This window comes from Bacteroidota bacterium (genome assembly GCA_037133915.1).
In the GTDB taxonomy this organism is placed as follows: Bacteria; Bacteroidota; Bacteroidia; order Bacteroidales; family CAIWKO01; genus JBAXND01.
In genome coordinates this window covers 1-20,133 of record JBAXND010000017.1, presented here as the reverse complement: position 1 = coordinate 20,133, position 20,133 = coordinate 1, and the positions used below count along the sequence as shown (strand labels likewise).

The following is a 20,133-nucleotide window of genomic DNA, read 5'->3' as shown; positions in this document are numbered from 1 at the left end:
AGTTTCAAAATCAACCGGTCATTCCAACCGTAGAGCGTCCTTTTATCCTGCCTGATTTTGTAAGCCCGTCATAATGACGCATCAGCAGGTGACTTTCTATTTGTTGCAATGTATCCAATACAACGCCTACCAAAATAAGTAATGATGTGCCGCCGTAGAACTGTGCAAACTGTGAGTTTACACCCATCAGCCTTACTAAAGCAGGCATGATAGCTACCACTGCCAGAAACATAGAGCCCGGCAGGGTTATCTTCGACATTACATTATCTATAAACTCAGCAGTTTTTTTACCGGGTTTAATTCCGGGAATAAAGCCACCGTTTTTCTTCATATCATCTGCCATCTGATTCGGGTTCACCGTAATGGCGGTATAAAAATACGTAAATAATACGATAAAGACACCAAAAGTGAAATTATACCAGAATCCGTTGAAATCGGTAAATGTACGTGCAATGCCCGACAGTGCCTCAATGTTTGCATAGCTTACAATGGTAAGTGGCAGAAACATGATAGCCTGAGCAAAAATGATAGGCATAACGCCGGCAGCATTCACTTTAAGAGGAATATACTGACGTACACCACCGTACTGTTTGTTGCCAACGATTCTTTTGGCGTATTGTACCGGAATTCGCCGGGTTCCCTGAACAAGCAAGATACACAAAAGTATTACAAGTACCAGCACCACAAGTTCAACGATGAATACTACCAGACCTCCGCCCTGCTCTTCCATACGTGAAACAAATTCACCCACTAAAGCGAAAGGCAGACGGGCAATGATACCAATCATAATAATCATGGAGATACCGTTACCAATTCCTTTATCGGTAATTTTTTCGCCGAGCCACATCACAAACATGGTACCGGCAACAAGTATTACAACCGATGAAATCCAGAAGAAGGTTGTTGGTGCAGCTTCCGGATTGAATGGCGTAATCGCTTGATTGGGGAGTTTGCTGACAAGATTGGCAACATAACCAGGCGCTTGCGCTGCAGTAATAAATACTGTCAAGTAGCGAGTAATCTGGTTGATTTTTTTGCGTCCACTTTCGCCTTCTTTCTGTAAGCGCTGGAAATAGGGTATTGCCATTCCGAGCAGCTGTACAACGATTGAAGCCGAGATGTACGGCATGATTCCAAGTGCGAAAATAGACGCATTGGAGAAGGCGCCGCCGGAAAACATATTCAGAAGGCCAAGCAGACCATCTGATGATTGTTTATGGAGGGCGTCCAGATAATGGGGGTCAACACCAGGAAGGACGATATAGGATCCGAGCCTGTATATAAGAATGATTCCCAAAGTATAGAGAATTCTCTTCCTGAGATCATCGATCTTATAAATGTTGCGAACTGTCTGAAAAAATCTTTTCATTATCCAATTTTTGTTGCGGTTCCACCAATTGCTTCAATTGCTTTTGTTGCTGTAGCCGAAAATGCATGGGCTGTAACATCAAGTTTAATCTTGAGTTCGCCTCGTCCGAGAATTTTTACCAGGTCTTTTTTGGCTGCAAGGCCATTCTCAACAAGGACTTCAACAGTAATTGTCGTAAGATTTTTCTCTTCGGCAAGTGTTTGTAAGCGATCAAGGTTGATACCATGATACTCTACCCTATTGATATTTTTAAACCCGAATTTCGGCAACCTGCGTATGAGGGCCATCTGACCACCTTCAAAAGCGAGTTTGCGTGAATAGCCGGAACGTGACTGAGCGCCATTGTTACCTCTTGTAGAAGTACCGCCTCTGCCTGAGCCTTGTCCCCGACCAATACGTTTGCGTTTTTTTGTTGAACCGTCAGCGGGTTTCAGATTACTTAAATCCATCTCTTTTATTGATTAAAATGTTCAATATTATAATTCTACTACGGTCACCAGGTGCCTTACTTTTCTTACCATACCCACAATCTGTTCGGTGGCTTCGTGCTCAACCGTGTGGTGCATTCTTCTGATTCCGAGAGCCTTCAGGGTCGCTTTCTGGCGTTCGGGGTGTCCAATGCCGCTTTTTATCTGTGTGATTCTTATCTTCTTCATTTCAAGACGCTGTTTTAAGAATAAAATCGGATTATCCGTTAAATACTTTGCTCATGGGGATGTTTCTCAACATAGCCACCGTATAAGGATCTTTCATTTTCATCAGTGCATTCATGGTAGCTTTTACCACAGAGTGCGGGTTCGATGATCCTTTTGATTTGGCAAGCACGTTCTTTACACCAACGCTTTCAAGCACGGCGCGCATGGCACCGCCGGCAATAACACCGGTACCGGGAGCAGCAGGTTTAAGGAATACGAGAGCACCGCTGAATTTACCGAGCATTTCGTGAGGAACGGTAGCATTGAAAACGGGAACTTTTACCAGATTTTTCTTAGCATCGTCAATACCTTTGGCGATAGCTGCCGTTACTTCTTTTGCTTTACCCAGGCCATAACCAACAACGCCATTTTCATTTCCTACAACCACAATGGCTGAAAAACTGAAGGTACGACCGCCCTTGGTAACCTTGGTAACCCTTTGAATGCTTACAAGCCGGTCCTTGAACTCGATTTCGCTTGACTTAACTCTTTTGATGTTTACGTTCGGCATAATTTATTATATTTTTAAGCCAGCTTCTCTGGCTGAATCTGCTAATGATTTAACTCTACCGTGATACAAGTACCCGTTCCTGTCAAAGACAACGTTTGTTATACCTGCTTCGATTGCTTTCTGAGCTATAAGCTTTCCAACTTTCTTAGCCTGTTCGGTTTTTGTTGCTTTTTCGGAAGTGACTTCGGGAGCCGTTGAAGATGCTGCTGCCAGAGTAACGCCTTTCAGGTCGTCAATAAGCTGAACATAAATGCTTTTATTGCTTCTGAAGACTGACATTCTCGGCCTTTCGGCGGTGCCCTTCACTACCTTCCGGATCCTTTTCCTGATCCTGAACCTTCTGTATTCTTTAGAACTCTTGATAGCCATTCTGTGTGAAGATTTATAATATTATTAATTATTTCTGTACTGCTGATTTACCGGCTTTTTTCCTGAGAATCTCGCCTTTGAAGCGGATACCTTTTCCCTTGTAAGGTTCAGGTTTACGGTACGAACGGATTTTGTGAGCCACCTGTCCGAGCAATTGTTTGTCAATTGATTCGAGGATAATCGTGGGAGGCTTACCCCTTTCGTTAATGGTTTGTGCCTGAATTTCGGGAGCCAACTCGAAAATAAGGTTGTGCGAATAGCCCAACGCCATTTCGAGCAATTGCCCTTTGGCTTCTGCTTTATAACCAACACCTATGAGTTCCTGCTCGGTGCGAAAGCCTGTTTTCACGCCTGTAATCATATTGGCAATGAGTGAGCGATACAAGCCGTGTCTTGAGCGGGCTTCGCGTTCATCGTTTGCGCGTGATACAATAACTTTATCTGCACCTACCTCAACGGTAATCAGTTTATCGACTTCCTGAGTAAGCTGTCCTTTGGGACCTTTTACCGTAACCACATTGTCTGCTGAAACGGTAACTTTAACGTCGCCCGGCAAGTCTATTGGTAATTTACCTATACGTGACATACTGCAATCTCCTTTTTAACTTACGTAACAAATTACTTCGCCACCAACTTTAAGTTTGCGGGCTTCTTTATCGGTCATCAGACCTTGTGATGTGGATATGATGGCAATGCCAAGACCGTTCAACACGCGGGGCAGTTCGTCGGCGGCTACGTATTTACGCAGACCTGGCGTACTGATCCTTTGAATGGTGCTGATGGCCGATGTTTTCGATGCCGGATGATACTTCAGAGCGATCTTGATATTTCCCGGTTTCGGCATATCCTCAAATTTGTAGTTCAGGATATAGCCTTTTTCGAACAGTATTTTGGTCATTTCCTTTTTAACATTTGAAGCAGGAATTTCAACCATTCTGTGATTTGCCATAACCGCGTTTCTGATTCTGGTCAGATAATCTGCAATTGGATCGGTATTCATGTGTCTAATCCTATAAATTATTAATAAACAATATCTCTACCAACTAGCTTTTCTTACACCCGGTATCAGACCGGCCAATGCCATTTCCCTGAAGTTGATACGGGAAATTCCGAATTGGCGCATGTAGCCTTTGGGTCTTCCGGTAAGTTTGCAACGATTGTGCAAGCGAACGGGTGATGCGTTTTTCGGGAGTTTTTGCATTGCGATGTAATCACCGGCAGCTTTCAGGGCAAGTCTTTTTTCTTTGCCTCTTTCAACCAATATCTGCCTTTTTACTTCTCTAGCTTTGACTGATTCTTTAGCCATGACTTATTTCTGGTTTTTAAATGGGATTCCAAATTCTTTCAATAGTGCAAATGCTTCCTGATCTGTTTTGGCTGAGGTTACAAACGTAACATCAAGACCATTGATTTTATTGATTTTGTCAATATTGATTTCAGGAAATATAATCTGCTCGGTGATGCCGAATGTATAATTACCGCGGCCGTCAAAACCCTTGTCGTTGATACCGCGAAAGTCGCGGATACGAGGGATGGCAACTGAGATAAGCCTGTCAAGGAATTCGTACATAATGATTCCCCTGAGGGTAACCCTTACACCGATAGGCATTCCTTTTCTGAGTTTGAAGTTGGAGATATCTTTCCGTGAGCGAGTCTGAACGGCTCTTTGTCCGGTGATATTCGACATTTCTTCAGCGCCTGTCTCAACCAATTTTTTGTCGGCTATTGCATGTCCGAGTCCCTGATTCACACAAATTTTAAGGAGGCGGGGAACCTGCATATTGTTCTTATACTGAAACTGTTTGGTCAGTGCCGGAACAATTTCCTCATAATACTTTATCTTGAGTCTGTCGTTGGTATTCATTATTTAAGCACCTCCATCTTTTCTGAATTCTTTGAATATCTTACCAGTTTCCCGGATTTCTCATCCGTTTTTCTGCCGGCTCTGGTGGGTTTGCCCGATGAGTCGTTGATCATAAGGTTTGAAATATGGATGGCTGCTTCTTTTTTCAGGATACCGCCCTTTGAGTTTTGCGCATTGGGTTTGGTATGCTTGGTCATCAGATTAACACCTTCCACGATGGCCTTATTTTTTTCGATCTGCACTTTCAGGACTTTTCCCGTCTGGCCTTTAGAGTCGCCCGCAATTACAGTCACGAGGTCTCCTTTTTTTATTTTGATCTTGGGTGACATATTAAAAAGTGTTTATTAAAGCACTTCGGGTGCCAGTGAAATGATTTTCATAAATTGTTTTTCCCTCAGTTCGCGGGCAACGGGTCCAAAGATACGGGTTCCCCTGAGTTCTTCGGCAGGGTTTAGCAGAACCACTGCGTTATCGTCGAAGCGGATGTAAGAGCCATCGGCCCTTCTTACTTCTTTCTTGGTCCGCACAACGATGGCTTTGGAAACTGTTCCCTTTTTGATGCCACCTGAAGGAATAGCGCTTTTTACTGTGACAATAATTTTATCGCCCAGTGAAGCGTATTTTTTTCTGGTCCCGCCCAACACGCGAATGCAAAGTACTTCTTTGGCACCGCTGTTGTCGGCCACTATCAAACGTGATTCTTGCTGTATCATAATTATTTGACCTTTTCAATGATTTCAACCAATCTCCAACATTTATTCTTGCTCAGGGGGCGGGTTTCTGATATGCGCACGGTATCTCCGATGCTGCATTCGTTTTTCGCGTCATCTGCCATGAATGTGCTGGTTTTCTTGACGAATTTACCGTACTTAGGGTGTTTTACCTTCCGTACCACGTTCACTACGATGCTGTTTTGCATCTTGTTGCTTTTAACAACCCCGATTTTCTCTTTTCTGAAATTTCTTTCTTCCATTGCTATGATGATTACTTTTGGGTTTTCGTTCCGGTTTTTGAAGTTTCGGTCAAAGCCTCGCTGTTTATTACCCTGCGCCTCAATTCGGTGTTCATGCGAGCGATGGTCTTCTTATAATCCTTCAGTTTCATCGGATTTTCAAGCGGCGACACTGCGTGGTTCATTCTAAGCTTAAGCAGCTGTTTCTTCTCTGCGTCAAGCCTTTCAAGCAGTTCCGGTGTCGAAAGCTCAATGATTACTTCGTGTTTCTTCATTGGTTTAAGATGTTTTATTCTTCTATGTAGTCTCTTCTGACTACCATTTTTGTTTTTACTGACATTTTCTGGGCGCCCAAACGGAGAGCTTCCTTGGCTATGGCCGAGGATACGCCATCTATTTCGAACATGATGCGACCGGGTGTTACGCGGGCTACATAATATTCCACGGCTCCTTTTCCTTTACCCATACGAACTTCGGCGGGTTTTTTGGTTACCGGTTTGTCGGGGAATATCCTGATCCACAACTGACCTTCACGTTTCATGTAACGTGTGATGGCCTGACGGGCTGCTTCTAACTGCCGAGCGGTGATCCAGGCTTCGTCCATTGTTTTGATTGCGAAAGATCCAAAAGCGATCTGGCTGCCTCTTTTGGCATTGCCTTTCATCTTTTGTTTCTGCATCTTCCTAAATTTCGTCTTCTTCGGCTGTAACATTACTGTATTATATTAAGCTGTTAATCTTCAAGTCGTTGCGTTACGATTATTTTCTTCTCCTTCTGGGACGTCCGTTGTCTTTGGGAGCATTGTTGTTGCCACCTTCCTGTTTCACTTTTATGCCAACAGATGAGGGTACCAATTCGGTTTTTCCGTAAACAAGCCCTTTACAAATCCAAACTTTAACACCAATGAGTCCGTAAGTGGTCTTTGCCTCTGCCAGAGCGTAATCAATGTCAGCACGCAGTGTGTGCAAAGGAATACGGCCATCTTTGTAGTGCTCGCAGCGTGCCATTTCGGCGCCACCAATACGACCGGATGCCTGTATTTTGATTCCTTCGGCACCCATTCTCATGGTAGATGCGATGGATGTTTTAATAGCCCTGCGGTATGCAATTCTGCCTTCAATCTGTTTTGCTACGGCCATTGCAACCAGTAATGCGTCGAGTTCAGGACGTTTGATTTCTGAAATATTGATCTGAATCTCCTTGCTGGTGATTTTTTTCAATTCTTCTTTCAGCTTGTCAACTTCCTGGCCGCCTTTACCAATTATGATACCCGGGCGGGCAGTATTTATGGTTACGGTAATCAGTTTAAGCGTACGTTCGATGATTATCTTTGCGATGCCGGCTTTTGACAGACGTGCATTCAGATATTTCCTGATCTGGTTATCTTCAATCAGTTTGTTTTCGAACTTTTTACCGCCGAACCAGTTAGAATCCCATCCTTTGATAATTCCTAATCTCAGGCCTATTGGATTTGTTTTCTGTCCCATTAACGATCTTTATTATAATTATTTATTTCTTTGATTCTTCTTTGATTGCAACTTCGGCTACCGGCTCAACGGATTTTACTACGTATGAGTCAACGATGAGCGTTACATGGTTTGAACGTTTGCGGATGCGGTGAGCACGACCCTGAGGAGCTGTGCGTATCCTTTTAAGTGAACGGCCGCCATCAACAAAGATTTCTTTCACGAACAGGTTGCTGTCTTCAATTCTTACGCCTTCGTTTTTGCTCTGCCAGTTGGCTATTGCCGAAAGCAGTAGTTTATGAATGCGGTCTGAAGGCTCTCTGGTTGATATTTTGAGAATGTTCAGTGCCTGTTCTACATTCATTCCCCTGACTAAATCGGCCACTTCCCGCATTTTCCTCGGTGAGGTGGGGCAATTGGTCAGGCGCGCCTGGTAAGTGGTCTTATTGATCTCTTTCCGTTTTTCTGCGCTGATGCGTTTTCTTTCTCCCATCGCTATAAATATTTTCTCTGTTGCTTAATTACTTATTCCTGTTACCGGCATGACCTCTAAAGATACGGGTCGGTGAAAATTCGCCCAACTTATGGCCAACCATATTCTCGGTTACATAAACCGGGATGAATTTATTTCCATTATGAACCAGAAAGGTCAACCCAACAAAATCCGGAGAAATCATTGAACCTCTTGACCAGGTTTTAATGGATGCTTTTTTCTTTGAATTATTAGTAGCCTCTACCTTCTTCTCTAATTTGTAATGAATGTACGGGCCTTTTTTTAATGATCGACTCATAGTGAATATTATAAGATCAGTTCTAACTTACTTTTTATTTCTTCTTACAATGATGTATTTATCGCTCTGCTTCTTTTTATCTCTGGTTTTGAAACCCTTTGAAGGAACGCCGTTGCGTGAGCGTGGGTGTCCGCCAGAAGCTTTTCCTTCACCACCACCCATGGGATGATCTACAGGATTCATTGCTACACCTCTTACCCTTGGGCGACGGCCCAGCCAACGGCTGCGTCCTGCTTTACCTGATTTCTCGAGGTTATGGTCGGGGTTTGAACAAAGTCCAACAGTAGCTCTGCATGTCTGCAATATCAAGCGGGTTTCACCTGAAGGCAGTTTGATAACTGCGAATTTACCATCACGCGACATCAGTTGACCAAATGTTCCGGCTCCGCGGGCCATTTTGCCACCCTGTCCGGGTCTCAGTTCAATGTTATGAACGATGGTACCGAAAGGAATTTCGCTCAAAAACAATGTGTTACCAATTTCAGGAGCCACGCCTAAGCCCGACATCACTGTTTGACCTACTTTGAGTCCGTTGGGAGCAAGGATATATTTTTTCTCCCCGTCAGCGTAAGCCAGAAGGGCTATACGTGCGCTGCGGTTAGGGTCATATTCCACTGACTTCACAACTGCTGGTATATTGTCTTTATCTCTTTTGAAATCGACAATACGGTATTGTTTTTTATGACCGCCACCCATGTAACGCATTGTCATTTTACCCGTACTGTTCCTTCCTCCGGATCTTTTAATCGGAGCCAATAAACTCTTTTCCGGTCTATCGGTCGTGATTTCATCGAACGCGCTGATCAGCTTGAAGCGCTGACCCGGTGTGGTCGGTTTAAGTTTTTTTAACGCCATTTCTATTAGATATTGCTATAAAAATCAATTGTTTCACCTTTTGCTAATGTTACGACTGCCTTTTTGGTCGCGGGCTTTCTGCCGGAAATATATCCGCCTTTTGTATAGCGGTTCTTCTTCTTCCCCTGGTATCTCATGGTGTTGACCGCGTCAACCTTAACTTCGTAAAAAGATTCAATGTCTTTTTTTATCTGAAGCTTATTGGCACTGACTTCCACCATAAAACCATAGCGGTTCAGTTTATCTGCCTGGGCTGTCATTTTTTCTGTTATGACCGGCTTGATGATTACGCTCATTGCTATGACCTTTATTTAAAGATTAATCGTTTTGTTTACTATTGAACATCTCTTCGATGTGCCTTAACGAACTTTCGGTAATTACCAGGCTTTTAGCTCCCAGAATCTCGTAAGTATTAATGCTGTCGGCAGTCACGATCTTGTTCTTTTGCAGGTTGCGTGCTGATAGTGCAACGTTACCTTCTATTTTGCTCACCACTATCAACGTCTTTTTGTCGGCTACTTTCAGGCTTTCAAGAATTTTCTTGAACACTTTGGTTTTCGGCGCTTCCATATTAAAATCCTCTATAATAAGGATGCCGTTTTCCTTTGCCTTGTATGCCAGCGCTGATTTGCGTGCAAGCTGTTTTACTTTTTTATTCAGCTTAAACCTGTAGTCGCGGGGCTGTGGGCCAAAAACCCTGCCGCCACCCGGGAACAAGGGTGATTTGATATCACCTGAACGGGCTCCGCCTGTTCCTTTCTGGCGTTTCAGCTTACGTGTGCTGCCGTGTACCATTGAACGCTCTTTTGAGCTTGCGGTACCCTGCCTTTGGTTCGCCAAATATTGTTTAACATCCAGATAAATTGCGTGATCGTTGGGTTCAATGCCGTAAATGGCCTCGTCAAGTGTCACCTTTTTGGATGTCTTGCTTCCGTCGATTTTATAAACTTCTAGCTCCATCTTTCAATAAGTATATATGATCCGTTAGGACCTGGTACAGAACCTTTTACTACGATTAAATTCTTTTCGGGAACGATTTTGAGAACCTGAAGGTTGATCATTTTTCTGCGCTCGTTACCCATACGGCCACCCATTCTCATTCCTTTGAATACTCTCGATGGATGCGATGAAGCACCAATTGAACCGGGAGCTCTGAGCCTGTTATGCTGACCGTGGGTTTTTCCACCTACGCCCTGAAAACCATGACGTTTTACAACACCCTGAAATCCTTTTCCTTTGGTAAAGCCAACAACATCAACAAATTCACCTTCAATGAAGACATCAACGCCTATCACCTGACCGAATTGTTTACGCTGTCCTTCTTCAAACCTCGAAAATTCGGCAAGGTATCTTTTCGGTGTGCAACCGGCCTTAGCAAAATGTCCCTGCATGGGTTTGGGTGTATGTTTCTCCTTCTTGTCATCATACGCGAGTTGAATCGCATCGTAACCGTTCTTCTCCTTGGTTAAAACCTGGGTTACGTGACAAGGACCGGCTTCCAGAACGGTGCATGGGATGTTCTTCCCATTTGCGTCGTAAATGCTGGTCATGCCTACTTTTTTTCCTATTAATCCTGACATCTTATAATTATATTAAGCTGTTTCTAATAATTAAGTCCCAATCCGTCAACACTATACTTTGATTTCAACTTCTACGCCGTTGGGGAGTTCCAACCTCATCAAAGCATCAATCGTTTTCGAGGTAGTGCTGTAAATGTCCAGCAGCCTTTTGTATGTGCAGAGCTGGAATTGCTCCCTCGATTTTTTGTTCACGAATGTTGAACGAAGAACGGTAAAAATCTTTTTGTTGGTCGGCAATGGAATCGGACCGCTTACAATAGCGCCCGTCGATTTCACGGTTTTTACAATCTTTTCAGCCGATTTGTCAACCAAATTATAATCGTACGATTTCAATTTAATTCTGATCCTCTGGTTCACGTTATTTCTTTTTGGTGTTATTATTACTGATGATTTGTGGTATGATATCCTTTGATCTTGTAAATAATCTCGTCTGTAACTTCCTTGGATGTTTCCTGATAATTCGAAAACTCCATGGATGAGGTGGCACGTCCCTGTGAAACTGACCTCAGTGCGGTAATATATCCGAACATGTTGGCGAGCGGTGCTTTTGCTTTAACAACCTGTATTCCGATACGGGCTTCAACACCTTCCAGATGTGCCCTTCTTTTATTCAGGTCGCCGGTTACATCACCTAAATATTCTTCAGGAGTAACCACTTCAAGTTTCATGATGGGCTCCAGTAAAATGCATTTCGCTTTGCGGCACGATTCTTTGAATGCAATGCGTGCGCAAATCTCAAATGACAGTGAATCGGAATCAACCTGATGGAAAGCGCCGTCGATAAGACGAATCTTCACACTCTCGAAGCTGAACCCGGCAAGTACACCATTCTGCATAGCGGCTGTAAAGCCGTTCCTGACAGCAGCAATGTATTCACGGGGAATAACACCGCCTTTTGTTTCATCAATGAACTGTAATCCTTTAAAACCTTCGTCGGCGGGTGAAATTTCAAATTCGATTTCAGCAAATTTGCCTTTGCCGCCTGTTTGTTTTTTATAAGTTTCGCGATGACGAACCGTTGATTTGATAGCTTCTTTATACGCTACCTGCGGTGCACCGCTGTTGCATTCTACGTTGTATTCTCTTCTGAGGCGGTCGAGTATGATCTCCAGATGGAGTTCGCCCATGCCGCTGATGATGGTCTGTCCGGTTTCTTCGTTAATCCTTACTTTAAACGTAGGATCTTCTTCGGCCATTTTGTTAAGTGTGATGGAGAGTTTTTCAATATCGGCAGAAGTTTTAGGTTCTACGGCCACATTGATAACCGGCTCGGGGAAACTCATGGATTCAAGAACGATGGGGCTTTTCTCGGCACAGAGGGTATCGCCGGTTCTGATTTCTTTGAATCCAACGATGGCTGCAATATCTCCGGCTTCAATCAGCTCAATAGCGGTTTGCTTGTTGGCATGCATTCTCATAATACGGCTGATGCGTTCCTTGCGGCCGGTATTTGCATTGAGAATATAACTGCCGGAATTGAGTGTTCCTGAATAAACGCGGATAAATGCGACTTTACCGACAAATGGGTCGGTGGTTATTTTGAATGCCAGGGCTGCAAATGGTGCAGTAGCGTCGGCAATTCTTTCTTCTGATTTTTCGGTATAGGGATTAAGACCTGTAACAGCGGGAACATCGTCCGGGCTGGGAAGATAATTTACCACGGCATCCAACAGATGCTGAACGCCTTTATTTTTAAATGACGAACCGCACAACACCGGTGTGATTCTCATTTCAATGGTAGCTTTTCTGACTGCAGCAATAATTTCGCTTTCAGTAATGGAATCGGCATCTACCAAAAATTTCTCAAGCATGCTTTCGCTTTCTTCGGCAGCGCCTTCAATAAGCTTTGTTCTGTATTCGCTCACCATTTCCTTCATTTCTTCCGGAATAGGTACTTCAAAGAAACTGGCTCCGAGGGTATCGTTATCCCACTCGTAAGCTTTATTTGTTACCAGGTCAACAATACCTTTGAACGTATCTTCTTCACCGATGGGTAACTGAAGGGGAATTGCTTTGGCAACGAGTTTCTTTTCGATATCAGCCACTACGCGGAAAAAATCGGCGCCCTGGCGATCCATCTTATTAACGAAACAAATACGGGGAACGTGATATTTGTCGGCCTGTCTCCATACAGTTTCCGACTGGGGTTCTACACCACCAACGGCGCAGAAAAGTGCAATGGTACCATCGAGTACTCTGAGGCTGCGTTCCACTTCAACAGTGAAATCGACATGCCCGGGGGTGTCGATGATATTAACCTGATATTGTTGTTCGAAATGACTCCAGTAAACGGTAGTTGCTGCTGAAGTGATGGTGATGCCGCGTTCCTGCTCTTGCTGCATCCAGTCCATAGTGGTATTACCCTCGTGGACTTCACCCATTTTATGGTTTATGCCAGTATAGTACAGTATGCGCTCAGTAGTTGTGGTTTTACCCGCATCTATATGAGCCATAATGCCAATATTTCGTGTGTGTTGCAGTTTCTCTGACATTAACTGGTCTCCTGATCTCAATATGTTAGGCAGTCCCCTACTTAGAATTTAAAGTGGGAGAAGGCCTTATTAGCCTCTGCCATACGGTGCGTGTCTTCTTTTCTTTTAAAAGCCGAACCTTCTTCTTTGTAAGCTGCCAATATTTCTGAAGCCAACTTCTGGCTCATTGATTTTTCGTGACGTTTGCGTGAAAACTTGATGAGGTTTTTCATTCCAATGGATTGTTTCCTGCCCGGTCTGATCTCCGAAGGGATCTGGAACGTGGCACCACCAATCCTGCGGCTGCGTACTTCTACTGCAGGGGTAACGTTAGCCAAAGCTTTTTTCCAAACATCAAGTCCGTTCTCACCTGTTTTTTGAGATACGGTTTCGATTGCATCGTAAAATATGTCATAAGCAACATTTTTCTTGCCTCTGAGCATGATGTTATTCACGAACTTTGAAACCATGGTATCACTGAACTTCGGATCCGGGATGATTATTCTTTTCTTTGGTTTGGACTTCCTCATTTTATGATAATTTTCTTAATTGCGAATGTATAGACTAATCTTACTTTTTAACTTTCGGACGTTTAGTTCCGTATTTTGACCTTCTTTGGTTACGACCTTCTACACCGGATGTATCAAGCGCACCACGAATAATATGATAACGTACACCGGGTAAGTCTTTTACCCTGCCACCGCGGATAAGAACCAGCGAGTGTTCCTGAAGGTTATGACCTTCACCGGGAATGTACGAGTTCACTTCTTTACCATTGGTCAGACGAACCCTTGCAACTTTCCTCATTGCTGAATTCGGTTTCTTCGGAGTTGTGGTGTACACCCTTACGCATACGCCCCTTCTCTGAGGGCAAGCATCGAGGGCACGCGACTTGCTTTTAACTACTAATTTCTGGCGCCCTTTTCTAACCAGTTGTTGTATTGTAGGCATATCAACCGTTTTAATGATTTATTGTTATCCCGTAAATTTTGGGACTGCAAAGGTAAAAACTCTTTTTATATTAACAATGACTTTGTTAAAAAATATTTGGAATACTGCGTTATAACGTCAAAATTTATTTTATTTGCCTATATATCAATCTATTAGTGATTGATATTTTTCAATTTATTTTTTGTATAACCGCTGTTTCCGGCAAAATAATGTACCTTTGAAGGCTATATTTCATATCATGACCAACGACATACTTTCAGAACTCAACGAATCTCAACGACTGGCTGTTTCCTGTACCGAAGGGCCCGAACTTGTTATTGCGGGTGCCGGCTCAGGTAAAACCAGAGTGCTTACATACCGTGTGGCTCACTTACTTAACATCGGAGCCGACCCTTTTAATATTCTCGCTCTTACCTTTACTAATAAGGCTGCACGAGAAATGAAAGAACGCATTATCAAACTTGTGGGCAATTCTGACGCCCGTAATGTGTGGATGGGTACCTTCCACTCCATCTTTGCCCGCATCCTCCGCTCTGAAGGTGAACGTATGGGATATCCTTCAAACTTTTCAATTTATGATTCGGAAGATTCTAAAGGCTTGATTAAAAGCATTCTGAAAGAGCAAAACCTTGATCCTAAGGTATATATTCCGGCAGTAGTCCACAATCGTATTTCGTCCTCAAAAAACAGTCTTGTTTCTGCAGAAGACTACAATAATAATATAGAGATTACCGAACAGGATACGGCAGCCGGCCGCCCCATGCTCGGTCGCTTATTCAGAATGTATCAGGAACGGCTTAAAAAAGCCTCTGCCATGGATTTCGATGATTTGCTGTTTAATACAAATGTGCTGCTTCGCGATTTTCCGGATATTCTGCATAAATACCAGCAAAAGTTCAAATATATTCTGGTGGATGAGTATCAAGATACAAATTACGCACAATATCTGATAATCAAGAAATTATCGGCAAATAACGAAAATATTTGCGTGGTTGGCGACGATGCTCAGAGCATTTATGGCTTCCGGGGAGCAAATATTCAGAACATTCTGAATTTTAAATCAGATTACCCTGATGCGCAAATATTTAAACTGGAACAGAACTACCGTTCCACCAAAACCATCCTGAGTGCCGCCAACAGCATTATAAATAAAAATAAGAATCAGATTCACAAAGAATTATGGACTGAGAATGATGAAGGCAATCTGATTAAAGTCCTCAAAGCCTCTACCGACAACGAAGAAGGTTCTATGGTGGCCAACAGCATTTTTGAAACTAAAATGACCAACCTGCTGCCCAACGACGCCTTTGCCGTTTTATACAGAACCAATGCTCAATCAAGAGCTGTCGAGGAATCGCTGCGCAAGCTTAATATTCCATACCGTATTTATGGCGGATTGTCGTTTTACCGTCGTCGCGAGATAAAAGATGTGCTTGCCTATTTCCGTCTGGTAATCAACAATAAGGACGAAGAAGCGCTGTTCCGCATCATCAATTATCCCCACAGGGGAATTGGGAAAACAACACTCGAACGTCTGGTAGTCGTTGCCGGTGAGCAACAAAAAAGTCCGTGGGAAATACTGGAGAATCTGCAATTTTACAATCTCGGCATCAATTCGGGCATTCAGCAGAAAATTATTGATTTTGTAATGATGATCCGAAGTTTCAGTGCACAGCTGAGTCGTCTCAATGCCTTTGACCTTGCCAAACTCATTGCCAATTCAAGCGGTATTATCAAAGACCTTAAAAATGCCGAAACGCCCGAAGATGAAAACCGCATTGAGAATATTGAAGAACTGCTGAATGCAATAAAAGATTTTACTGAAAAAGAATCGTCAGAAGCGCTCATCCCTATTGGGGAAGATATTGCAAGTGCAGAACCCCTTTTACCGGAAGAAGCTGCCATTGCCGCCGGTCAGAACAGCGTTCGCACTCTCGACCTTTTTATGCGCGATGTGGCACTGCTGACCGATTCGGACAACGATGACCCCGACGACCGCAACCGAGTTTCCTTAATGACAATCCATACTGCAAAAGGACTGGAGTTCCCATACGTATATATTGTAGGGCTGGAAGAAAACCTTTTTCCGATTATGCAGGCTTTGGGAAATCGCGATGAACTTGAAGAAGAACGCCGGCTGTTCTATGTTGCCATGACGCGCGCCATGACCGGCCTTACGATTTCTTATGCTCAGAACCGCTATCGCTGGGGCGATCTTATATTCTGCGAACCCAGCCGTTTTCTGGATGAAATAGACCCGGCCTTTGTGGACATGCCCCGCAAAAAACAATTGCCCACAGACGGCATGATAATAGGCAATCCGGCCCTGAATAAGGACCCTCTGGCAAAGAAGTTTGTACTGGGTAAACCCGATAAAAAATTCAAGCCGCTCAAACAGGCAACGCTTGCCGAAACCACGACTTCCACTGAGCCGGTGAATACCGATGAGATACAGGTTGGAATGACTGTGGAACACCAGCGTTTCGGGGTCGGTAAAGTGATATCTGTTGAAGGGAACGGCCCGAATAAAAAGTCAACGGTATTTTTCCAGGGAGTAGGCCAAAAACAGTTATTGTTGCAATTTGCGAAGCTTAAAATCGTTACTTAGTATCGCTCCATGACAGAAATAGCCGACCATACAAACAAACCCACAATTTGGACGAGCCGTATTGTTGATATTGGCGGACTCCCTTTGGGCGGTCATCATCCCGTAAGGATACAATCCATGACCAACACTCCTACCGGCGACACCGCAGCTACGGCAGCGCAGGTAGCTCAACTGGTTCATGCCGGTTGCGAATATGTGAGAATTACGGCACAAAACGTTCATGAAGCTGAAAACCTCGCCAATATTCGTGCTGCGCTTACCAAGCAGGATATCCGCATCCCCCTGATCGCCGATATTCATTTCAATCCGGCCATTGCAGAAACCGCAGCACGACTGGTTGAAAAGATTCGCATCAATCCCGGTAATTATTCAGACAAAGGCCCGGTTTCTGCGAAAGCGATGACAGAGGCGGAATACGCATTTGAACTTGAAAAAATTTCCGATAAGATTTGGCCACTCGTAAAAATATGTAATGAATACGGAACAGCTATTCGTGTAGGTACTAATCACGGTTCGCTCTCGAAACGCATAGTTGACCGCTACGGAGACACGCCTGAAGGTATGGTGGTATCGGCTCTTGAATTTGCCCGGATATTTGAAGCAATGGGTTTCAAAAAGCTGGTGCTGTCAATGAAATCGAGCAATGTTAAAATAATGGTTTATGCGTATCGCCTTCTGGTAAAGCGTATGATGGAAACGGGGCTGGATTATCCGCTCCACCTTGGTGTAACAGAAGCAGGCGCAGGATACGAGGCACGGATAAAATCAGCTGCCGGTACAGGTTTATTGCTGAATGAAGGACTGGGCGACACCATTCGTGTTTCGCTTACCGAAGCACCTGTGAATGAAATTCCCGTTGCACGGGCAATTGAAGCGCTTTTCGGAAGAACAAAAGCACAAAAAATATTTAATCCGAATACAGCCATTACCGAGTATTCGCGGCAAGAAACCCCTAAAACAGGTATTATTGGCGGCGGACAGAAGCCGGTTGTAATTATTTCCACCGAAAGTGAAAACCATTATCATATAGACTTCGGCAACACTCCGCCCGATTTCATTTACAGGAGCGGACAATTCTTTTCATACATGCAGGAACAGGAATTGCCTGAAATGCCTGCCCATATTACCAAGAGAGCTTACGCTATCAAAGATGCGGATGAGTTATTGTTACGCGCATCGGCTGAACTGGCAGGCAATTTTGTGGACGGTACATCCGACGGCCTGTGGATAGAGAACAAATACTCAACTGAAGCAGCACTAAGCAAACTGGCACATGGCATACTGCAGGCCACGGGCAGCAGGCGCAGCAGTGCAGAATACATCTCCTGCCCTACCTGCGGGCGCACTTCGTATGATGTGGAAAAATTGTTATCCGAAATAAAATCACGCACAACCCACCTGAAACACCTGAAAATAGCTGTAATGGGCTGCATTGTAAACGGTCCGGGCGAAATGGCCGATGCCGACTACGGCTGTGTTGGCTCAGGCAAAGGCACGGTAGTTCTCTATAAAGGGAAAAATCCGGTTAAGCGAAACGTCGCGGAAGCGGAAGCCGTTAATGAACTTATTGCGCTGATAAATGCTAACGGCGACGGAGAAATAAAAGGGATGACTGACCTGTAACCCCAATTGTGTTTAGATATTTCCGAGATGATTCTTCAAAAGTGTTCCGCTACCGGTGCGCAAAGCCGCCTGATAATTGAATACTTCAGGTGCTTCTGCAGAATAACAGGACAGGCATCATAGTCAGAACTGCAGAAAAATATTTCTGCCTATTTTTCTCCTGTTACTAAAGTTTACTGATTAATTTTTAGAATTTTTACCGTCTTTACTATCCTGTTTTCCGAAGTAATGCGGATAAAATAGGTTCCGGTGGCAAGATGAGCTACAGGCAAAGAAATAGTTAAACCGCCAAGCACAGCGGTGAAACCCCTTTCGTAATATACCAAGCGCCCGAGTTGATCCATCATCGCAATTTCATAGGGTTGAGCCCCCGGCTTAGAAATAGAAATATGCAGTTGTTCGTTTGCCGGATTTGGGAACACTAAAACGTCCTCCGCCGGCTCAGTATTTTCAGGAACAGATACGAGGGAACCCGGCATTGGTTGCTGAAATCCCTGGGTAAGGATACTGCCGGAACCGCTAATGGTAGAAATTACTATTTCACCAATGGTGTAATCGATTGCCAGCGTTGTTCCATTGGTATAAGAACCGCCACCTGTAGCCACAACCTGCCGTTCTACCGACTGACCGAGGCAAAAAACGGCAGAAAGGTAAAAAATCAGAAGCACTGCTATTGTTCTCATGAAAATTGATTTTGACTTACTAATATTTATTACACAAATACGGTATAAATATACAATCAAAACATCCTCATTTCAAGCAAACTTAAATTTTTTTCACAATTAGCCTGAAGTCGAAAAGTGTTGTAGAAATAATAAAATATTGCATTTATTGATCAGCGATCTACTTTGCGGCGCATTTTCGGGTCGAACAGTTCGAGTTCCATATCTTTTTTGTGGCGTTTTTTCTTGATAAAGATATTTTTAAAATCATAGAAGAAGCCATCGTGCTTGGCAACACGCCTTGATTTCTTCTTATAAACGTGCATTTTTACGAAAGCCTTCTTTTTGGTGCCGCCCCAGGATGAAGTTTCGCGCTCGTGCTTGCGTCTGAGGAAACCACCGCTTTTAACGGTACGTCTGGTATTTTTATTGAAATGGTACCAGCTTTCGCGCTTCGCAACTTTTCCACCGAATGAGCCCGCAGAGCGGTCACGCCATATTCCGCGTGACGTACCTTTTTGCTTCACTACGGCTTTATTCTTTTTACTGAAAGAGAAGCCGCCGGACACGCCACGGCGTTTTCCGCCGAAAGAATCGTTTGTTTTTTCGCGTTTCACGGCTTTAAACAGGAAGAAACTTCCTTTGGTAACAACGCGGTTTTTCCCTTTATTAAAACGGAAATCGCTTCCGCCCTTTCGTGAGCGCACTGAGAATGATTCTTTCCCGCCGAAGCTGCCTGAACCGCCTTTGGAAACAACACGTTTTTTCCCTTTGCTGAAAAAACTGCCGCTCCTTTCTTTTCGTGCACTTACGCCGAACGAATCGCGGCTGCGCTTGCTCTTAAAAAACGAGAATAATCCTTTTTTGGAAATAACTCTTCCTTTTCCTTCACTGAAATGACCGGCACCATTATAGCTGCTGCGCTTGCTGCCTGAGCCCCAGGCGTCGCGCCTCTGACCGTTCTGACCATAACTTTTATTATATCGGCCGCCTGAAAATTTCTCTTTGCCACCCTTAAAAATCCCTGAGTTAACACCGTGACTACCGGCCGCACCCTGATAGCGGTCGCGTCTTTCGCCAACGCCCCAGGCATCGCGCCTGGCACCATTTTTTCCATAGCCCTTACTGTGTCTGGTTCCGCCAAAATTCTCTTTGTACCCACCCGAAATGCCACCGTTAATTCGGTGAGAACCACCTGCATTTTCATAGCGATCTTTTTTGTTGCCTCTGCCCCAGGCATCACGCCTGGCACCATCACTATTATAACTCTTGCTGTGTCTGGTTCCGCCAAATATTTCACCGCCACCAAATACGCCTGAGTTTGGCTTATGCGTGCCACCGGCATTTTCATAACGGTCTTTTTTAT

29 protein-coding genes are annotated in these 20,133 nt (G+C 44.1%); 2 read left to right on the top strand and 27 right to left on the bottom strand.

Features of this window, described 5'->3' with window-relative positions; translation table 11 throughout:
* Positions 1-10: 10 nt before the first annotated feature.
* Genes secY through rpsL form a run of 25 tightly spaced genes read right to left on the bottom strand, consistent with a single transcriptional unit; the run spans position 11 to position 13,874 of the window.
* On the bottom strand, positions 11-1,369 hold the full coding sequence (secY, locus tag WCM76_07700) for a preprotein translocase subunit SecY (GenBank protein ID MEI6765510.1): 1,359 nt from the start codon (positions 1,367-1,369) through the stop codon (positions 11-13).
* Positions 1,369-1,818, bottom strand: a complete 450-nt coding sequence (rplO, locus tag WCM76_07695; GenBank protein ID MEI6765509.1) for a 50S ribosomal protein L15 — start codon at positions 1,816-1,818, stop codon at positions 1,369-1,371. The genes secY and rplO overlap by 1 nt, the downstream gene beginning before the upstream one ends.
* A gap of 27 nt (positions 1,819-1,845) precedes the next feature.
* Positions 1,846-2,025, bottom strand: a complete 180-nt coding sequence (gene rpmD, locus WCM76_07690; protein MEI6765508.1) for a 50S ribosomal protein L30 — start codon at positions 2,023-2,025, stop codon at positions 1,846-1,848.
* Between the two features lie 31 nt (positions 2,026-2,056).
* Positions 2,057-2,575, bottom strand: a complete 519-nt coding sequence (gene rpsE / locus WCM76_07685; GenBank protein MEI6765507.1) for a 30S ribosomal protein S5 — start codon at positions 2,573-2,575, stop codon at positions 2,057-2,059.
* 6 nt (positions 2,576-2,581) lie between these two features.
* The gene (gene rplR, locus WCM76_07680) at positions 2,582-2,944 is read right to left on the bottom strand and encodes a 50S ribosomal protein L18 (protein ID MEI6765506.1); all 363 of its coding nucleotides are present in this window, start codon (positions 2,942-2,944) and stop codon (positions 2,582-2,584) included.
* Positions 2,945-2,972: 28 nt separating this feature from the next.
* Positions 2,973-3,530, bottom strand: a complete 558-nt coding sequence (gene rplF / locus WCM76_07675) for a 50S ribosomal protein L6 (GenBank protein ID MEI6765505.1) — start codon at positions 3,528-3,530, stop codon at positions 2,973-2,975.
* A 15-nt stretch (positions 3,531-3,545) separates the two neighbouring features.
* On the bottom strand, positions 3,546-3,944 hold the full coding sequence (gene rpsH, locus WCM76_07670; GenBank protein ID MEI6765504.1) for a 30S ribosomal protein S8: 399 nt from the start codon (positions 3,942-3,944) through the stop codon (positions 3,546-3,548).
* Between the two features lie 36 nt (positions 3,945-3,980).
* Positions 3,981-4,250: a 30S ribosomal protein S14 gene (gene rpsN, locus WCM76_07665; protein MEI6765503.1), complete on the bottom strand. Its 270-nt coding sequence runs from the start codon at positions 4,248-4,250 to the stop codon at positions 3,981-3,983.
* Between the two features lie 3 nt (positions 4,251-4,253).
* Positions 4,254-4,808 (bottom strand): 50S ribosomal protein L5, encoded by a 555-nt coding sequence (gene rplE / locus WCM76_07660; GenBank protein MEI6765502.1) that lies wholly within the window; start codon positions 4,806-4,808, stop codon positions 4,254-4,256.
* Positions 4,808-5,137, bottom strand: a complete 330-nt coding sequence (gene rplX, locus WCM76_07655; protein ID MEI6765501.1) for a 50S ribosomal protein L24 — start codon at positions 5,135-5,137, stop codon at positions 4,808-4,810. Before rplX ends, rplE begins: the two co-directional genes overlap by 1 nt.
* A 15-nt stretch (positions 5,138-5,152) precedes the next feature.
* On the bottom strand, positions 5,153-5,521 hold the full coding sequence (gene rplN, locus WCM76_07650; protein MEI6765500.1) for a 50S ribosomal protein L14: 369 nt from the start codon (positions 5,519-5,521) through the stop codon (positions 5,153-5,155).
* Between the two features lie 2 nt (positions 5,522-5,523).
* Positions 5,524-5,781, bottom strand: a complete 258-nt coding sequence (rpsQ, locus tag WCM76_07645; protein ID MEI6765499.1) for a 30S ribosomal protein S17 — start codon at positions 5,779-5,781, stop codon at positions 5,524-5,526.
* An 11-nt stretch (positions 5,782-5,792) separates the two neighbouring features.
* A complete protein-coding gene (gene rpmC, locus WCM76_07640) occupies positions 5,793-6,035 on the bottom strand; it encodes a 50S ribosomal protein L29 (GenBank protein ID MEI6765498.1) in 243 nt (80 codons plus the stop codon).
* A gap of 14 nt (positions 6,036-6,049) precedes the next feature.
* Positions 6,050-6,472, bottom strand: a complete 423-nt coding sequence (gene rplP / locus WCM76_07635; protein MEI6765497.1) for a 50S ribosomal protein L16 — start codon at positions 6,470-6,472, stop codon at positions 6,050-6,052.
* 46 nt (positions 6,473-6,518) lie between these two features.
* Positions 6,519-7,247 carry a 30S ribosomal protein S3 gene (gene rpsC, locus WCM76_07630; protein ID MEI6765496.1) on the bottom strand — a complete coding sequence of 243 codons (729 nt, stop codon included), beginning with the start codon at positions 7,245-7,247 and terminating at the stop codon, positions 6,519-6,521.
* 22 nt (positions 7,248-7,269) lie between these two features.
* The gene (gene rplV, locus WCM76_07625; protein MEI6765495.1) at positions 7,270-7,719 is read right to left on the bottom strand and encodes a 50S ribosomal protein L22; all 450 of its coding nucleotides are present in this window, start codon (positions 7,717-7,719) and stop codon (positions 7,270-7,272) included.
* A 28-nt stretch (positions 7,720-7,747) separates the two neighbouring features.
* The gene (gene rpsS / locus WCM76_07620; protein MEI6765494.1) at positions 7,748-8,017 is read right to left on the bottom strand and encodes a 30S ribosomal protein S19; all 270 of its coding nucleotides are present in this window, start codon (positions 8,015-8,017) and stop codon (positions 7,748-7,750) included.
* Positions 8,018-8,044: 27 nt separating this feature from the next.
* Positions 8,045-8,872, bottom strand: a complete 828-nt coding sequence (gene rplB, locus WCM76_07615) for a 50S ribosomal protein L2 (GenBank protein ID MEI6765493.1) — start codon at positions 8,870-8,872, stop codon at positions 8,045-8,047.
* A gap of 5 nt (positions 8,873-8,877) precedes the next feature.
* Positions 8,878-9,168 carry a 50S ribosomal protein L23 gene (gene rplW / locus WCM76_07610; GenBank protein MEI6765492.1) on the bottom strand — a complete coding sequence of 97 codons (291 nt, stop codon included), beginning with the start codon at positions 9,166-9,168 and terminating at the stop codon, positions 8,878-8,880.
* A gap of 22 nt (positions 9,169-9,190) precedes the next feature.
* A complete protein-coding gene (rplD, locus tag WCM76_07605) occupies positions 9,191-9,832 on the bottom strand; it encodes a 50S ribosomal protein L4 (protein ID MEI6765491.1) in 642 nt (213 codons plus the stop codon).
* Positions 9,823-10,452, bottom strand: a complete 630-nt coding sequence (gene rplC / locus WCM76_07600) for a 50S ribosomal protein L3 (protein ID MEI6765490.1) — start codon at positions 10,450-10,452, stop codon at positions 9,823-9,825. Before rplC ends, rplD begins: the two co-directional genes overlap by 10 nt.
* A gap of 51 nt (positions 10,453-10,503) precedes the next feature.
* Positions 10,504-10,809, bottom strand: coding sequence for a 30S ribosomal protein S10 (rpsJ, locus tag WCM76_07595; GenBank protein MEI6765489.1), 306 nt, complete (start codon positions 10,807-10,809; stop codon positions 10,504-10,506).
* Between the two features lie 23 nt (positions 10,810-10,832).
* Positions 10,833-12,944, bottom strand: coding sequence for an elongation factor G (gene fusA, locus WCM76_07590; GenBank protein MEI6765488.1), 2,112 nt, complete (start codon positions 12,942-12,944; stop codon positions 10,833-10,835).
* A 41-nt stretch (positions 12,945-12,985) separates the two neighbouring features.
* On the bottom strand, positions 12,986-13,453 hold the full coding sequence (gene rpsG / locus WCM76_07585) for a 30S ribosomal protein S7 (protein ID MEI6765487.1): 468 nt from the start codon (positions 13,451-13,453) through the stop codon (positions 12,986-12,988).
* A 40-nt stretch (positions 13,454-13,493) separates the two neighbouring features.
* Positions 13,494-13,874: a 30S ribosomal protein S12 gene (gene rpsL / locus WCM76_07580; GenBank protein MEI6765486.1), complete on the bottom strand. Its 381-nt coding sequence runs from the start codon at positions 13,872-13,874 to the stop codon at positions 13,494-13,496.
* A 217-nt stretch (positions 13,875-14,091) separates the two neighbouring features.
* Here rpsL and WCM76_07575 point away from each other — a divergent pair, with 217 nt between their 5' ends.
* Positions 14,092-16,482 carry a UvrD-helicase domain-containing protein gene (locus tag WCM76_07575; GenBank protein MEI6765485.1) on the top strand — a complete coding sequence of 797 codons (2,391 nt, stop codon included), beginning with the start codon at positions 14,092-14,094 and terminating at the stop codon, positions 16,480-16,482.
* A gap of 9 nt (positions 16,483-16,491) precedes the next feature.
* A complete protein-coding gene (gene ispG, locus WCM76_07570) occupies positions 16,492-18,105 on the top strand; it encodes a (E)-4-hydroxy-3-methylbut-2-enyl-diphosphate synthase (protein ID MEI6765484.1) in 1,614 nt (537 codons plus the stop codon).
* Positions 18,106-18,278: 173 nt separating this feature from the next.
* Here the strand turns inward: ispG and WCM76_07565 are convergent, their stop codons facing one another.
* Positions 18,279-18,788, bottom strand: a complete 510-nt coding sequence (locus WCM76_07565) for a T9SS type A sorting domain-containing protein (protein ID MEI6765483.1) — start codon at positions 18,786-18,788, stop codon at positions 18,279-18,281.
* 152 nt (positions 18,789-18,940) lie between these two features.
* The coding region (locus WCM76_07560; protein MEI6765482.1) for a hypothetical protein at positions 18,941-20,133 on the bottom strand (1,193 nt) is incomplete at its 5' end.

Excerpts from the sequence above, each read along its gene's own strand:
- rplC (MEI6765490.1), bottom strand. The coding sequence starts at position 10,452 with ATGTCAGGATTAATAGGAAAAAAAGTAGGCATGACCAGCATTTACGAC.
- rpsN (MEI6765503.1), bottom strand. The coding sequence starts at position 4,250 with ATGGCTAAAGAATCAGTCAAAGCTAGAGAAGTAAAAAGGCAGATATTG.
- secY (MEI6765510.1), bottom strand. The coding sequence starts at position 1,369 with ATGAAAAGATTTTTTCAGACAGTTCGCAACATTTATAAGATCGATGAT.
- rplP (MEI6765497.1), bottom strand. The coding sequence starts at position 6,472 with ATGTTACAGCCGAAGAAGACGAAATTTAGGAAGATGCAGAAACAAAAG.
- rpsQ (MEI6765499.1), bottom strand. The coding sequence starts at position 5,781 with ATGGAAGAAAGAAATTTCAGAAAAGAGAAAATCGGGGTTGTTAAAAGC.
- rplB (MEI6765493.1), bottom strand. The coding sequence starts at position 8,872 with ATGGCGTTAAAAAAACTTAAACCGACCACACCGGGTCAGCGCTTCAAG.
- fusA (MEI6765488.1), bottom strand. The coding sequence starts at position 12,944 with ATGTCAGAGAAACTGCAACACACACGAAATATTGGCATTATGGCTCAT.
- rplN (MEI6765500.1), bottom strand. The coding sequence starts at position 5,521 with ATGATACAGCAAGAATCACGTTTGATAGTGGCCGACAACAGCGGTGCC.
- rpsH (MEI6765504.1), bottom strand. The coding sequence starts at position 3,944 with ATGAATACCGATCCAATTGCAGATTATCTGACCAGAATCAGAAACGCG.
- rpsC (MEI6765496.1), bottom strand. The coding sequence starts at position 7,247 with ATGGGACAGAAAACAAATCCAATAGGCCTGAGATTAGGAATTATCAAA.
- ispG (MEI6765484.1), top strand. The coding sequence starts at position 16,492 with ATGACAGAAATAGCCGACCATACAAACAAACCCACAATTTGGACGAGC.
- rplV (MEI6765495.1), bottom strand. The coding sequence starts at position 7,719 with ATGGGAGAAAGAAAACGCATCAGCGCAGAAAAACGGAAAGAGATCAAT.
- rplR (MEI6765506.1), bottom strand. The coding sequence starts at position 2,944 with ATGGCTATCAAGAGTTCTAAAGAATACAGAAGGTTCAGGATCAGGAAA.
- rplF (MEI6765505.1), bottom strand. The coding sequence starts at position 3,530 with ATGTCACGTATAGGTAAATTACCAATAGACTTGCCGGGCGACGTTAAA.
- rplW (MEI6765492.1), bottom strand. The coding sequence starts at position 9,168 with ATGAGCGTAATCATCAAGCCGGTCATAACAGAAAAAATGACAGCCCAG.
- rplD (MEI6765491.1), bottom strand. The coding sequence starts at position 9,832 with ATGGAGCTAGAAGTTTATAAAATCGACGGAAGCAAGACATCCAAAAAG.
- rpsS (MEI6765494.1), bottom strand. The coding sequence starts at position 8,017 with ATGAGTCGATCATTAAAAAAAGGCCCGTACATTCATTACAAATTAGAG.
- rpmD (MEI6765508.1), bottom strand. The coding sequence starts at position 2,025 with ATGAAGAAGATAAGAATCACACAGATAAAAAGCGGCATTGGACACCCC.
- rplO (MEI6765509.1), bottom strand. The coding sequence starts at position 1,818 with ATGGATTTAAGTAATCTGAAACCCGCTGACGGTTCAACAAAAAAACGC.
- rpsG (MEI6765487.1), bottom strand. The coding sequence starts at position 13,453 with ATGAGGAAGTCCAAACCAAAGAAAAGAATAATCATCCCGGATCCGAAG.
- rpmC (MEI6765498.1), bottom strand. The coding sequence starts at position 6,035 with ATGAAGAAACACGAAGTAATCATTGAGCTTTCGACACCGGAACTGCTT.
- rplX (MEI6765501.1), bottom strand. The coding sequence starts at position 5,137 with ATGTCACCCAAGATCAAAATAAAAAAAGGAGACCTCGTGACTGTAATT.
- rpsL (MEI6765486.1), bottom strand. The coding sequence starts at position 13,874 with ATGCCTACAATACAACAACTGGTTAGAAAAGGGCGCCAGAAATTAGTA.
- rplE (MEI6765502.1), bottom strand. The coding sequence starts at position 4,808 with ATGAATACCAACGACAGACTCAAGATAAAGTATTATGAGGAAATTGTT.
- rpsE (MEI6765507.1), bottom strand. The coding sequence starts at position 2,575 with ATGCCGAACGTAAACATCAAAAGAGTTAAGTCAAGCGAAATCGAGTTC.
- WCM76_07565 (MEI6765483.1), bottom strand. The coding sequence starts at position 18,788 with ATGAGAACAATAGCAGTGCTTCTGATTTTTTACCTTTCTGCCGTTTTT.